Consider the following 14108-nt stretch of genomic DNA (forward strand, 5'->3'; position numbering starts at 1 on the left):
AGAATTTGCACTCTGGCGGCTGTTGCTTTGCAACGCAATGTTGCGGCGATTAACGCTTGGAGAACTGCTTGCGACGGCGAGCGCCGTGGAAGCCGACCTTCTTACGTTCGACTTCACGTGCATCACGTGTCACGAAGCCAGCCTGGCTCAAGACGGGCTTGAGGGTTGCGTCGTAGTCGATCAAAGCACGGGTAATGCCGTGGCGTGTTGCACCAGCCTGGCCAGACTCGCCGCCGCCAGCCACGTTGACCATGATGTCAAACGTTTCAGCGTGGTTGGTCAACAGCAGGGGCTGTTTGCAGATCATGATGGAGGTAGCACGACCGAAGAATTTTTCGATGGCCTTGCCGTTCACCACGATTTGGCCGGAGCCTTTTTTCAGAAACACGCGGGCGACGCTGGATTTGCGACGGCCGGTGCCATTATTCCATTCACCGATCATTGGGCGGACTCCCGTTTGGTTGCATTGGCAGAGATGCCAGCGATGTCCAGAACCTTGGGCTGCTGGGCGGTATGGGGATGCTCAGCACCGCCGTACACCTTGAGCTTCTTGATCATGGCGTAGCCAAGGGGCCCCTTGGGCAGCATGCCCTTGACGGCTTTTTCCAAAGCGCGGCCGGGGTGCTTGGCTTGCATGTCGCGGAAGTTGGTGGCTGTAATGCCGCCGGGGTAACCCGAGTGACGGTAGTACACCTTGTCCAGGGTTTTGGCCCCTGTAACGCGCAGCTGGGCTGCGTTGATGATGACGATGAAGTCACCGGTATCGACGTGAGGCGTGTAAATGGCCTTGTGTTTGCCGCGCAAACGGAGAGCAACTTCGCTGGCTACTCGTCCGAGGACCTTGTCGGTCGCGTCAATCACAAACCACTCGTGCACGACCTCAGCGGGTTTTGCGCTGAAAGTAGACATGAGATTTCTCTTTAAAGGAGGGTTTGGCGGGCTCTTTTCCACGGTCGGCGTTCCTCTGATGGGAATCTCTTAGGTGGGGATACTTCGTGAGAAGTCTTCGCCGCGGAGCCACAAAAGCGCTGCGAAGCCCTCGATTATACAAAAAGGCCCGCGGATCGGCAAATGGAGCCCTTTTTCAGGGCGTTACGGCCTTGTTTTGGCTTTCCCAGCGCTTGCGGTCGGCAACACACACTGGCAGTTGCGCATGTTCCGGTTTCTGGCATTCGCGGTAGACACACATAGTCTTGGTCAATACAGAGGCGTCGGCACACAGCTCCACTGGTGCAGCCTGCACAACCGGAGGCGCCGTCGGCGCAGGTGCCTTGGATTCCGTCCGGGCGGGTTTCGCCGCCACGACCGGCTTGTCACCAGGGCTTGCCGAGGGGGCGACTGGCGCTGAAGGCTTGGGCGTCGCAACGGGCGCACTGCGCGGCACTGCAGCGGGGGCAGCAACTGCGGGTGGTTGCGCCGTGATTGCCGGCGTCTCAGCCGTTGGCACGGCTTCCATCGCTAGCGCGGGTTTTTCCGGCTCCGTGACTGCGGCCGGTGGGGTCGATTTAGGCCCTACCCCGACGGTAAAAGCGGCGGCCAACACACCAATGACCAGTGCCACAACGGCGGCGATCCACCACACCGAGAAAGCGCCCTTGCGAGGCGCTGCCACAGGTGCCGAGGGCGGCTTGTGGCGATGCCGGGTAGCTCCTTGTCCCTCTTTGGCAGAAGACCGAGGCTTTTTGGGTGCAACGGGCTGGGTGTGCGGCTGCGGTGCTGGCTGGGTCGTGAGCAAGGCGGTGGTCAACGGTATGGACGCGACACCACGTTCCTCCAGCGTGATGGAAGCGCCCAACCCCAGGCGCCAGTCAAAGCGCGCCATATCTGCGGGCGCCTGCAGCGCCATCTCCTGGGCGAACGCATCCACGCTTTGGGGGCGTCCCACAGGCTCAATCACCAGGGCGTGCTCCACGGCCTCGACGAATGCCTGTGAATACAGTTGACCGAAATGTGTTTGCGCCGTCTTGGCCACCTGCGAAAAGGCAGGCATGCGATCCCTAACGACCCGGAAGGTCGCGGGCAATGGTGGCTCATTGCACAGGCAGCCATGCACCACGGCGGCCAGGGCATACAAATCGGTCCATGGCCCCTCACGCAGATCGTGCGCATCGGCATACTGCTCGATCGGTGCGTAGTTCACTTTGAGAATGGCCGTGTGCTTTTGGCTGGAATCCATGAGCGCGCGGCGAGCCGCCCCAAGATCCAACAGCACCGGAGGACCCAGGTTTTGCAGAAAGATGTTATCTGGAGACACATCCCGGTGCAGGGTATCGTTGCCGTGCAGCACGCGCAGTGCCTCCAGCACCGACCACAGCACCTGACGCAACCATTCTTCTGACGGCGGGCCACTCATGCGGCGGCGTGCTTCCTTTAGCGTAATCCCCTCATAGAGGGGCATGGCCATGTAGGCCGTGTTGTTGGCTTCCCAAAAACGGTAGACCTTGACCAAGGAAGGATGGTCAAAACGGGCCAGGATGCGCGCCTCGGCAATAAAAGACTGCAATCCGGTCTGAAACGGCTGGGCATCTGCCGTGGAACGCGCCGATACCGACAGGTCGGCGCCGCGCCCTACCAGCGCCGAGGGCATGTACTCTTTGATGGCTACGGCGCGGTGCAGAGAATGGTCGTAGCCGCGGTACACCATGCCAAAACCGCCCACGCCCAACAGAGCCTGCAGTTCAAACTCGCCCAGCATGGTGCCGGGCGGCAACGCGTCCATGTGGCCCAGGGGCAAAGCCGTTGGCTCGCTGGGCTGGGAGGGGGTATCACTCATGCAGTGGCAACAGTAGGTAGGAGCTCCAGGCTCCGCACAATATTATTTTCAGGCCGCGCTTCCAACGTCCCGCCCTGTGGCGGCTGGCCTTGCGTGGGTATCATAGGGGATGTTCAGTTACCGCCACGCCTTTCACGCCGGCAACCATGCCGACGTCCTCAAACACACCGTATTGCTGGCGGTGCTGCGCCACATGACGCAAAAAGACACGGCCCTCAATGTGTTTGACACGCATGCAGGAGCTGGCCTGTACCGGCTGGATGGCGATTTCGCCAAAACCAGCGAGGAAGCGGCCGAAGGTTTCCTGAAGCTGGTCGCCACCAAGCCCGCAACGCCTTTTGCACCGGCCCTGCAAGACTATGTGGACATGGTGGCGGGCTTCAACAGCACCAACCACTGGAGTGTGTACCCCGGCTCCCCGTTCATCATCCAGAGCCTGCTGCGTGACCGCGACAAGCTCAAGCTGTTCGAGCTGCACCCCACCGACACCAAAACCCTGATGGCCAACATTGCCCAGCTGGAAGCGGGCCGCCAGGTGGCCATCCTGCGCGAGGATGGGTTTGAAGGGTTGAAAAAATTTCTTCCCCCACCTTCCCGCCGCGCACTGGTGCTGTGTGACCCCAGCTACGAAGTCAAAAACGACTATGCCCGCGTCACTGCCATGGTGGCAGACGCCATGGTGCGCTTTGCGACCGGCACGTACGCCGTGTGGTATCCCATCATTCCGCGCCCTGAGGCGCATGACCTGCCCAAGAAACTCAAGACCCTGGCCAACAAATCGGGCAAATCCTGGTTGCATGCGACACTGACCGTGAAGTCCAGCAAACTGCTGCAGGACGCCGAAGGCGAAGTGGTGCGTCCCGGCCTGCCAGCCAGTGGCATGTTTCTGATCAACCCGCCCCACACCCTCAAAGCTGCATTGAAAGACGCCTTGCCGCAGATGGTGGAATTGCTCAAACAAGACGCCAATGCCACCTCAACGCTGGAGTCAGGCGGCTAATACTGGAGTTTGCATGACGTTTCTTCGCGACGCGCTGGCCATCTTTCGTCTGGAGGCCACGCTCTTTAAGCGCTTTCCCAAACTGAAGATCTCCGCGATTGGCGTCATGCTGATCCCTGCGCTGTATGCGCTGATTTACCTGGCCAGCGTGCAAGACCCCAGTGCCCACACAGGAGCGCTGCAAGCCGCCATCGTGAACCTGGACCAGGGCCTGGACTACCGCGGCCAAACCATCAACATCGGTGAAAGCGTGGTGGCCTCGCTCAAGGAAAAGCACACGTTCGGTTTTGTGGACTACCCGGCGGAAGAAGAGGCCAAGCTGGCGGTGCGCCAGGGCCACCTGGCATTTGCACTGATCATTCCCAAGGATTTCAGTGCCAACGCCGTACCGGGCAACGCCGTGGCAGGCGGTCGCCTGGTCATGTACATCTCGGAAGGCAACAACTACAACGGTGCCAGCCTGGCCAAGCGGTTTGCCTCCGAGCTGGGGCACCAAGTCAACATCAACCTCAATGAAAAACGCTGGTCGCTGGTCCTCACCACCGCTGCAGGCTCGGCCGACAAGTTGGTCCAACTGCGCCAGGGCGTGCAAGCCCTCAAGGACGGTGCCCACCGTCTGGACGACGGCCTGGGCAAAGCCGATGCCGGCTCCCAGACCATTGCCACGGGCGCCAACAGCTTCAACAGTGCAGTAGCCCAGTTGGGCGACGGTATGAAGCAGTTGGGAGCCGGGCTGCACACCATGGACCAGCAGCGCCCGTCCGCTCAGGACCTTGCCGCGCTGAAAGCCGCGCCTGCGGAGCTGGGCAAGGGCCACGCTGCACTGGCCCAGGGCCTGCAAGATCTGCAAGCCGGTTCGCAAAAACTGGCTGACGGCAGCAACAAGATGCGCGAAGAGACCAAGAGCATTCCCTTGTTTGGGGGCAAGGTCTCCGAAGGCGCCGGTCAACTGGCCGATGGCGCCACCCAGCTGACGGCGGGACTGCAAACGGCACGCGGTGGGCAGGCGCAATTGGCGGAGGGCACACAAAAGTTCGGCGCAGGCGTCACCAAACTGGCCGATGGCATGGCGGCACTGGGCAATGGCATCCACCTCGCCGCCACCAAGGTCCCTCCCGATGCAAAACTGGACGAACTGATCCAGGGCGGCAATACGCTGGTGAGCGGCACCCAGAGCCTGCACGGCGGCCTGAGCCAGCTCAAGGCCGGCTCGCGCGAGCTGAGTGCCGGCCTGGACCTGCTGAACAAATCACTGCCTGCAGATATCCAGACACCCGAGGGAAGCGCCCGCGGGCTGGCGGACTCGGTAGAACCGGCACTGGACATCGTGGCCCCCGTGCCCAACAACGGCGCAGGCTTTGCGCCCAACTTTGTCGCCACATCCTTGTGGATGGGGGCGGTGATGACAGCCTTCCTGTTTCACCTGCGGCGCCTGCCAGAACAGGCCGCCAAGGCTTCGCCGGTGGCCCGCATTCTGGGCAAACTCGGCATCCTCTCCTGCATTGTGTTGATCCAGGGGTTGGTCATCATGCTGATGACGCTATTTGCCCTGAACCTGCACATCTACAACCTTGGCGCCTATCTGGTCACACTGGTGCTCACCTCGCTGACCTTCCTGATGATCATCGTGGCGCTGACACGCGCCTTTGGCGATACCGGCAAGGCGGCAGCGCTGATTCTGCTGATCCTGCAGCTATCGTCTGCGGGAGGTGTCATGCCGGTAGAGCTGAGCGGCGGCATTTACCAGATCCTGAGTCCCTGGCTGCCCTTCACCTGGGTGGTCAAGGCATTGCGTGCCAGCATGTTTGGCGCCTATGACCAGGCCTGGTTCAGCGCCTGGGGGCCGATTGTGGTGATCGGCACACTCGCGTGGCTGTCGGCCTGCTTTGTCGGACAATGGAAGTTTGTCAGCCCCGAGGAACATCGCCCGGCGATGGACATTTAAGCGGCCCCACGCGGGGCCGCCGTGCTCACTGCACCGTAGGCACCAGCCCCAGGTTCTGGCACAGCGCCAAGGTGGGGGCGCTTTGGTTCATCGTGTAGAAGTGCAGCGCAGGCGCGCCGCCCGCGCGCAGCTGCTCGCACAAGTCCGTCACCACCTCCAGCCCAAAGGCCTTGATCGAGGCTACATCATCGCCATAGCTTTGCAGGCGCAGGCGAATCCAGCGCGGAATCTCGGCGCCACAGGCGTCTGAGAAACGCATCAACTGTGTAGAGCTGGTGATGGGCATGATGCCGGGCACCACCGGCACCTCCAGCCCCAGCGCATCCACCTCTTCCACAAAGCGGAAGTAAGCGTCCGAGTTGTAGAAATACTGGGTAATGGCCGAGTTGGCGCCAGCCTTGACCTTGGCTGCAAAGGCCTGCAGGTCATTGGCAGGCGACTTGGCCTGAGGATGTACTTCGGGATAGGCCGCCACCTCGATGTGAAAGTCGTCACCCGTCTCGGCACGGATAAAGGCCACCAGGTCGCTGGCGTAATGGAACTCGCCGCCCGCGCCATAGCCGCTGGGCAGGTCCCCGCGCAGGGCCACCAGCCGCTTCACGCCCATGGTCTTGAGCGTCGCCAACTGCTCGCGCACGGTGTCTTTGGTGGCACCGATGCACGAGAAGTGCGAAGCCGCGCTCACGCCCTCGGCGAGGATTTCGCGCACCGCGTTGAACGTACCCTCTTGTGTGGACCCCCCCGCGCCAAAAGTGACCGAGCAGAACTCGGGGCGCAGCGCATACAGCTGCTGGCGCACCCCACGCAGCTTTTCTGCGCCTTCGGGCGTTTTGGGAGGGAAGAACTCCAGGCTCAGCGGAATTCGGTCGTTGGTAAACATCAGCATCTCCGTCTCACACGCCCCACAGTTGCGGGGGCCGTGTTCAGCCCGCCTTGCGGGCGCAAATGAAAAATTCGCGGTTGCCGTCGCCGCCCTCAATGGGCGAGTCGAACCACGCGGTGACCGTCAGGTCCAGTTCGGCACAGGCCTCGCGCAGGCGCTGCTCCACAATGGCGTACATGGCCGGGTCCTTGACAATGCCGCCCTTGCCCACCTGGCCGGGCTGCAGTTCAAACTGCGGCTTCACCAGGGTCAGCAAGGTGCCCCCTGCTTTGAGCAGGGTCACGGCAGCTGGCAAGACCAGGGTTTGCGAGATGAAAGACAGGTCTGCCACCAGCAGGTCAAACGGCGGTTCGAACTCGGGCGGCAAGGCGGCCAGTTCGGCCTCTTCCCGGCTCTCGTCGGAACCGTCGTACCCCTCAAAGGTCGCGCCGTCTTCTTCCAGGTCAAACTGGCCTTCAGCCCCCGTACTGTCTGCGTAAGCAGCTATCAAATCTGCAGCAGACAGGGTACGGGCATTGACACTCTCCACGCACAAGACCCGGGCATCCTCTCGCAGGCTGGGGTGCAACTGGGCACTGCCCACGTCCACACCCACCACCGCGGCAGCGCCGGCCTGGAGCAGGCAGTCGGTGAAGCCACCCGTGCTCTGCCCCACGTCCAGGCAGCGCAGCCCCGTCACCGACAGGCCTGCGTGTTTGAGCGCCGCCTCCAGCTTCAGGCCACCGCGCGACACATAGCGTGCCTCGGAGTCGTCCAGCAACTGGATGGGAGCGTCCTCCGGTACGTCGTCGCCATTTTTGACCGCGCGTTTCCAGACTTCGCCACCCGCCTCCATCTTCTGCCATTGCACGCCATCGGCGATCAGGCGTTGGGCCTGCGAGCGGGTGCTGGCCAGCCCGCGCTGTACCAGCAGTTGGTCAATGCGCATGGAGCCTTCGGCTTAGTAGCGGTAGGTGTTTTTCTTGTACGGACCGGCCTTGGAGACGCCGATGTACGCGGCCTGCTCATCGGTCAGCTCGGTCAGCATGGCGCCGACCTTCTTCAGGTGCAGACGCGCCACTTTCTCGTCCAGGTGCTTGGGCAACACATACACCTTGCCAACCTTGTATTCCTTGGGCTTGGTGAACAGTTCGATCTGGGCGATCGTCTGGTTCGCGAAGCTGGAGGACATCACAAAGCTGGGGTGGCCAGTGCCGCAACCCAGGTTCACCAGACGGCCCTTGGCCAACAGGATGATGCGCTTGGCGGGCTTCTTGCCCTTGGCAGGGAAGATCACGTGGTCGACCTGGGGCTTGATCTCTTCCCACTTCAGCTTTTCCAGCGAAGCGACGTCGATTTCGTTGTCAAAGTGGCCGATGTTGGACACGATGGCCTGGTCCTTCATGGCCTCCATGTGCTTGTAGGTGATGACGTTCTTGTTGCCGGTGGTGGTCACGAAAATGTCGGCCTTGTCGGCGGCATATTCCATGGTCACCACCTTGTAGCCTTCCATCGCCGCCTGCAGGGCGTTGATGGGGTCGATCTCGGTCACCCACACTTGGGCAGACAGGGCCCGCAGAGCCTGGGCGGAGCCCTTGCCCACGTCACCGTAGCCAGCCACCACGGCCACCTTGCCGGCGATCATCACGTCCGTGGCGCGCTTGATGCCGTCCACCAGGGATTCGCGGCAACCGTAGAGGTTGTCGAACTTGCTCTTGGTCACCGAGTCGTTCACGTTGATGGCGCGCAGGGCCAGCGTGCCCTTGGCGGACATTTCCTCCAGGCGCATCACGCCGGTGGTGGTCTCTTCGGTCACGCCGATGATGGCCTTCAGGCGGCGGCTGTACCAGGTGGGGTCCACCTTCAGCTTGGCCTTGATGGCGTTGAACAAGCAAATTTCTTCTTCGCTGCCTGGCTTGGCCAGCACCTTGATGTCCTTCTCGGCGCGGGCGCCCAGGTGCATCAACAACGTGGCATCGCCGCCATCGTCCAGAATCATGTTGGGGCCTTCGGTCTTGGAACCCTTGGGTCCAAATTCGAAGATGCGGTGGGTGAAGTCCCAGTACTCTTCCAGCGACTCGCCCTTGTGGGCAAACACGGGTGTGCCGGCAGCGACCAGGGCAGCAGCAGCGTGGTCTTGCGTGGAAAAGATGTTGCACGAGGCCCAGCGCACGTCAGCACCCAGGGCTTGCAGGGTTTCGACCAGCACGCCGGTCTGGATGGTCATGTGCAGCGAGCCGGTAATGCGCGCGCCCTTCAGGGGCTGGCTCTTTGCGAACTCTTCGCGGATGGACATCAGGCCGGGCATTTCTGTCTCGGCAATGGTCAGCTCTTTGCGGCCCCAGGCAGCCAGGCTGATGTCGGCAATCTTGAAATCTTCGGTCTTGGCCACGGGAGCCTTCACAGCCTTGGGGGCAGCAGTTTTCACCGCAGCTTTGACGGCCTTGGGGGTCTTGGTAAATTTCAACACAGCGCTCATGGTTCACTCCAAAAGTTCATTTGAATAAACACTGGCGGGCGGGGGTTCAGAAGGCAAAACTCACCGCACACAAACCAGTGGGTGAGCGCCGTTGGGAGGCACAGCGCAGGGCGCGCCGTGTTTTCCGAGCCTCACTCGCCGTGCCGCTTTGGGCTGGGGCGAGCTGCAACGCTCCTCGGAAGTGCTGCATTTTAGCCTGTTGCAGCGGACTCTGTCAGCCAAATGCAGTCAGGATACCGGTCCTGTACTGGTGCCCAGCTGCAAACCGGGCTGGCGCAGCATGTGGTACGGACCGGCCTCGGGCGCATGCAGCACCTGGAACACCATGTCGGCCAACGCCTCGCCCGTGGTGTGCGGTGTGGGCTGGGTCACGGTGGTGACCTGCATGCCAGTGAGCAGCGTGTCCTGCGGAATATCGCCATGCACCACCACCGAAATGTCCTGCCCGACCCGCAAGCCGGCATCGATCAGCCCGCGGATGATGCCCACGCCGCCCAGGTTGTTGTCCACCAGCACAGCGGTAGGCCGCGGATGCATTGCCAGCAAGGCTTGTACGGCCTGCAGACCGCTGCGGCGGTCCTGCACATCGCCCACGCGGTAGCGGGCCGGGCAGTCCAAGTTGCGCGCCTTCAGCGCAGCCATGAACCCCCGATGGCGCTGAAACGCAAAATTCAGCTCCAGCGGTGCGTGCACATAAGCGAACCGCGTGTGGCCCAACGCCAGCAAATGCTCCACGGCCAGGCGACTGCCCAAGTCATTGTCAAAGTCCACCCACGAATACGCGTCGCACTGGGCCGTGCGGCCATAGCCCACGAAGGGGTAGCCCTTTTCCAGCAGGTAGTCCACCCGCGGGTCCTGCACGCGGGTATTGGGCACCACCACCGCATCCACCCGCCCGCCATGGAACAGGCGTTCGTAAAAGGTCAGATCGGTTTCATTCTTCGCCACGGCCAGCAGCAGGTCCAGCTGCTTGCTCTGCAGGCGCTCGCCCAAGCCGTCGGCCATGTCCAGAAACTGCGGATTGCCCAGGTTTTCCACCGCGGCGGAATACACAATGCCTACCGCATCGGTCTTGCCACGCACCAGACGGCGCGCACCGGCATCGGGCCGGTAGCCCATGGCCGCAGCCATCTCCTGCACCCGCTGGCGGGTCTGCTCATTCACATCGGTGTAGCCGTTCAGGGCGCGACTGACCGTGGAGGTGGATAACCCCAGTGCACTGGCCAATTGCTTGATGCTCACACGCTGCTCCGCTCGTTTCGCTTGTTGGAGCGCGAGTGTAAGGGCAAGCAGGCCGCTGGCGCCCTCTGTAAAATACCGAGCTTCTCTCTGGTGGCCCGCCCCTGTGCGCTGCCCACACCCGACCTTGGACCCCCTGTGACCTACGCCCCCGAAACCCGCCGCCGCCGCACCTTTGCCATCATTTCCCACCCCGACGCCGGCAAGACCACGCTGACCGAAAAGCTACTGCTGTTCTCGGGCGCGATCCAGATTGCCGGCTCGGTGAAGGCGCGCAAGGCCAGCCGCCATGCAACGTCCGACTGGATGGAAATCGAAAAGCAGCGCGGCATCTCGGTGGCGTCGTCGGTGATGCAGATGGTCTACCGCGAGCACGTCATCAACCTGCTGGACACGCCCGGCCACAAGGACTTCTCGGAAGACACCTACCGCGTGCTCACCGCCGTGGACTCGGCGCTAATGGTGATTGACGCGGCCAACGGTGTGGAGGCGCAGACCCGCCGCCTGATCGAGGTCTGCCGCCAGCGCGATACGCCCATCATCACCTTTGTGAACAAGATGGACCGCGAAGTGCGTGAGCCGCTGGACATCCTGGACGAGATCGAGCGCGAGCTGGGCATGCCCTGCGTGCCCATGACCTGGCCCGTGGGCCAGGGCAAGCTATTTGGCGGCATCGTCAACCTGCGCACCCAGGCCATGACCGTGTTTGAGAGCGGCAGCGAACGCCGCCCGCAAGACTTCGACACCGTGCCGCTGAACGACGCCGACTCGCTGGCCAAGCGCTTTGGCCACGAATGGACCACGGCCATGGAAAGCATGGAGCTGGCCACCGGCGCCAGCCCCGCCTGGGACCTGGACGCCTTTCTGGCCGGCAAGCAAACCCCCGTGTTCTTTGGCTCGGGCGTGAACAACTTTGGCGTGATGGAAGTGCTGGACGCCCTGGTGGACCTGGCGCCCAGCCCGCGCAGCCGCACCAGCACCACGCTGGTGAACCGCCAGCCCGTGGTGAAAGAAGTGCAGCCCGAGGACGACGCCTTCAGCGGCGTGGTGTTTAAGGTGCAGGCCAATATGGACGCCAACCACCGCGACCGCATCGCCTTTGTGCGCATGGCCAGCGGCAAGTACACGCCGGGCATGAAGCTCAAGGTGATGCGCACCGCCAAGGAGTTGCGCCCCACATCGGTGGTGACCTTCATGAGCCAGCGCCGCGAGGCGGTGGAAGAGGCCTATGCGGGCGATATCGTGGGCTTTACCACCCACGGCGGCGTGCAGCTGGGTGACACCATCACGGATGGCAGCGTGAACCTGATGTACACCGGCCTGCCCTTCTTCGCGCCTGAAATGTTCATGACCGTGGTGCTGAAAAACCCGCTGCGCACCAAGCAGCTGCAGCAGGGCCTGGCCCAGCTGGGCGAGGAAGGCGCCATTCAGGTATTCCGCCCCGAGATGGGCGGCAATATGCTGCTGGGCGCTGTGGGCCAGCTGCAGTTTGAAGTGGTGCAACACCGCCTGAAGGCCGAGTACGACGCCGACATCCGCCTGGAAGGCAGCCAATACACCGGCGCACGCTGGATCACTGCCGACACGCCGGCCGAGCTGCGCGAGTTTGTGTATGCCTACCCGCAGCGCATGGCCAAGGATGCGGCCGACACGCTGGCCTACCTGTGCACCAGCCCGTATGACGTGCGCCTGGCACAGGAGCGTTTCCCCAAGATCCACTTCCACCCGCTGCGCGAGCACGCGGGCCTGGCGCTGCAATCAGCCGGTTGATGCTGCCGCTGTCCGACTGGCCACTGGACGCCCGCCGCCACCTGGTGGGCGTCTTCACCGACATTGACGACACCCTGACCACCGAAGGCGCCATCACTGCCGACGCGCTGCAGGCGCTGGCAGAGCTCAAGGCCGCAGGGCTGGTGGTCATCCCCATTACGGGGCGGCCCATTGGCTGGTGCGAACCCTTTATGACTGGCACGCTGGGTACGGCCTGGCCCGTGGACGCCATGGTGGCAGAGAACGGGGCCGTGGCCTTTGTGCACAAAAAATGCCTGCAGCCCGCGCCTAATCTACGCGAGCCGCTATCAAAACTGTATCAACAGGACGCTGCCACACGCTCCGCCAACCAGACCCGCATGCAAGCCATTGCGGCCCAGGTGATCGCCGAGGTGCCCGGCGCGCAACTGAGCCGCGACAGCGCCGGCCGCGAGACCGACCTGGCGTTTGACTACGCCGAGTTCGCCCGCCTCTCGCCCGACACGGTGCAGCAGGTGCTGGCTGTGCTGCAGCGCGCGGGCATGCAAACCACGGTGAGCAGCATCCACATCCACGGCTGTTTTGGGGACTTCAACAAATGGCAGGGCGCTTGCTGGATTGCGCGCGAACTGCTGGGGCGCGACTTGCCGGCAGAGCTAGACCGCTGGGTGTTTGTGGGCGATTCGGGCAACGACCAGGCCATGTTTGAACACTTCACGCACAGCGTGGGCGTGGCCAACATTGCGCGCTTTGTGCCGCAGCTGGCCCACCTGCCAGGCTATGTGACCACGGCCGAGCGCGGTGCCGGCTTTGCCGAAGTGGCGCGCGCAATTCTGCAGGCACGCGGCCTATGAGCGACGCGACTGTGCAACGCAACGCCGCCGGCTCGCCCATGGGCCTGCTCAGCGTGTTTGGCTCCACGCTGTTCCAGCTCTCGGGCGTGTTCATGCTCTCGCCGCTGATGCTGGTGCTGCTGAAGGAACGCGAGGTGTCCACCACCATGGCCGGCCTGTTTGCGGCCACCACCTGGTTGGGCATTTTCATCGTCACCCCGTTTGCATCCGCACTCACGCGGCGCTGGGGCCAGCGCACCACCATGTGGTTTGCATCGGGTGCGCCGCTGCTGGCAGCCATTGGGTTTTTGACCACGGACGCGCTGTGGCTGTGGTTTGCGCTGGAGCTGTTGGCCGGTGTGGCGGGCGGGCTGCGTTGGGTGTTGGCTGAGGCCTTCATTGCCGAGTTCTCCCCGTCGGACCGGCTGGGGCGCTATATCGGCATCTACGCCACCATGGTGGGCGCCACCTTCATCATCGGCCCCACGCTGCTGGCCTGGGTGGGCTCAGAAGGCCCGGCCGCGCTGGGCTTGGTGATTGCACTGCTCAGCATCGGCCTCGCGTGGACCACGCTGATCCCTGTGGTGCCGCCCCATGCCGAATCGGCCAACACGCACGTGGGCCTGCAGGGCCTGTGGCAGGCGGTGCGCAGCCATCCCATCATCATGCTGGCCGGCTTCATTGGCGGGTTCTTTGAACTGGGTCTGGCGTCCATCCTGCCGCTTTACGGGCTGGCCATGGGCCTGGGCGCTGCGGCCGGCGCGCTGCTGATTTCGGTGAGCGGCCTGGGCAGCACGCTGGTGGCCATTCCCGTGGGCATGGTGGCCGACCGCTTCACAGACAAGGTGCGTGGCCGGAGGACGCTGATGGCGCTGTGCGTGGCCATGGCACTGGCCACGGCCTGCGGCTTGCTGCTGGTGGCGCGCTGGCATGCGCTGGCCTGGCCCATTGTCTTTCTGCTGGGCGCGGCGGGCAGCAGCCTGTACACGCTGTCCATGACGGACATTGGTGCGCGCGAACAGGGCATCGCGCTGGTGAACAGCACCGCAGTGCTGGTGCTGAACTACACGCTGGGCGGGCTGGTGGCGTCGGCCGTGTCTGGTGCGCTCATCGATTGGTCGCCCAACCTGGGCTTCCCCCTCGTCCTCATTACGGTAGCTGCTATCGGTTTGGTAGCACTGCTGCGCACCCGGCGCGCGGGCCGGTTTTAGGCCACCACTTCTGCGGC

General features: G+C 63.1%; 12 protein-coding genes and 1 riboswitch. Of the genes, 5 read left to right on the forward strand and 7 right to left on the reverse strand.

Translation table 11 applies throughout. From position 1 onward, the window contains the following. Positions 1–49: 49 nt before the first annotated feature. From rpsI to AC07OE_RS19465, 3 genes are all read right to left on the reverse strand, one after another. Entirely contained in the window at positions 50–442 is a 393-nt protein-coding gene (rpsI, locus tag AC07OE_RS19455) for a 30S ribosomal protein S9 (protein WP_094477218.1), read from the reverse strand. After that, positions 439–909 carry a 50S ribosomal protein L13 gene (gene rplM, locus AC07OE_RS19460; protein WP_495072216.1) on the reverse strand — a complete coding sequence of 157 codons (471 nt, stop codon included), beginning with the start codon at positions 907–909 and terminating at the stop codon, positions 439–441. The genes rpsI and rplM overlap by 4 nt, the downstream gene beginning before the upstream one ends. Positions 910–1084: 175 nt before the next feature. Next, positions 1085–2773: a serine/threonine protein kinase gene (locus AC07OE_RS19465; RefSeq protein WP_495072217.1), complete on the reverse strand. Its 1689-nt coding sequence runs from the start codon at positions 2771–2773 to the stop codon at positions 1085–1087. A 109-nt stretch (positions 2774–2882) separates the two neighbouring features. Here AC07OE_RS19465 and AC07OE_RS19470 point away from each other — a divergent pair, with 109 nt between their 5' ends. Together AC07OE_RS19470 and AC07OE_RS19475 are read left to right on the forward strand one after the other, a co-directional pair. Further along, entirely contained in the window at positions 2883–3773 is an 891-nt protein-coding gene (locus AC07OE_RS19470; RefSeq protein WP_310344949.1) for a 23S rRNA (adenine(2030)-N(6))-methyltransferase RlmJ, read from the forward strand. A 13-nt stretch (positions 3774–3786) separates the two neighbouring features. Further along, a complete protein-coding gene (locus AC07OE_RS19475) occupies positions 3787–5718 on the forward strand; it encodes a YhgE/Pip domain-containing protein (RefSeq protein ID WP_495072218.1) in 1932 nt (643 codons plus the stop codon). A gap of 25 nt (positions 5719–5743) precedes the next feature. On the opposite strand, the gene metF is transcribed toward AC07OE_RS19475, so the two are convergent. The 4 genes from metF to AC07OE_RS19495 all read right to left on the reverse strand — a co-directional run bounded on the left by metF (position 5744) and on the right by AC07OE_RS19495 (position 10490). Next, positions 5744–6598, reverse strand: coding sequence for a methylenetetrahydrofolate reductase [NAD(P)H] (gene metF, locus AC07OE_RS19480; RefSeq protein WP_495072219.1), 855 nt, complete (start codon positions 6596–6598; stop codon positions 5744–5746). Between the two features lie 43 nt (positions 6599–6641). Beyond that, positions 6642–7529: a TlyA family RNA methyltransferase gene (locus AC07OE_RS19485; RefSeq protein ID WP_495072220.1), complete on the reverse strand. Its 888-nt coding sequence runs from the start codon at positions 7527–7529 to the stop codon at positions 6642–6644. Between the two features lie 12 nt (positions 7530–7541). Then, the gene (gene ahcY, locus AC07OE_RS19490; RefSeq protein ID WP_495072221.1) at positions 7542–9059 is read right to left on the reverse strand and encodes an adenosylhomocysteinase; all 1518 of its coding nucleotides are present in this window, start codon (positions 9057–9059) and stop codon (positions 7542–7544) included. 76 nt (positions 9060–9135) lie between these two features. After that, positions 9136–9242, reverse strand: a riboswitch (S-adenosyl-L-homocysteine riboswitch). A gap of 45 nt (positions 9243–9287) precedes the next feature. Continuing rightward, on the reverse strand, positions 9288–10490 hold the full coding sequence (locus AC07OE_RS19495; RefSeq protein ID WP_495072222.1) for a substrate-binding domain-containing protein: 1203 nt from the start codon (positions 10488–10490) through the stop codon (positions 9288–9290). On the opposite strand from AC07OE_RS19495, the gene AC07OE_RS19500 reads away from it, so the two are divergent. From AC07OE_RS19500 to AC07OE_RS19510, 3 genes are read left to right on the forward strand one after another with little or no spacing between them, the layout of a single operon-like run. Next, positions 10437–12068 (forward strand): peptide chain release factor 3, encoded by a 1632-nt coding sequence (locus AC07OE_RS19500; RefSeq protein WP_495072223.1) that lies wholly within the window; start codon positions 10437–10439, stop codon positions 12066–12068. The two genes, AC07OE_RS19495 and AC07OE_RS19500, sit on opposite strands and share 54 nt — an antisense overlap. Further along, entirely contained in the window at positions 12068–12901 is an 834-nt protein-coding gene (locus AC07OE_RS19505) for an HAD family hydrolase (RefSeq protein WP_495072224.1), read from the forward strand. Before AC07OE_RS19500 ends, AC07OE_RS19505 begins: the two co-directional genes overlap by 1 nt. Next, complete coding sequence (locus AC07OE_RS19510; protein WP_495072225.1) at positions 12898–14091, forward strand: MFS transporter; 1194 nt, start codon at positions 12898–12900, stop codon at positions 14089–14091. Before AC07OE_RS19505 ends, AC07OE_RS19510 begins: the two co-directional genes overlap by 4 nt. Positions 14092–14108: the final 17 nt, after the last annotated feature.

The organism is Rhodoferax sp. GW821-FHT09E07, from assembly GCF_059416145.1.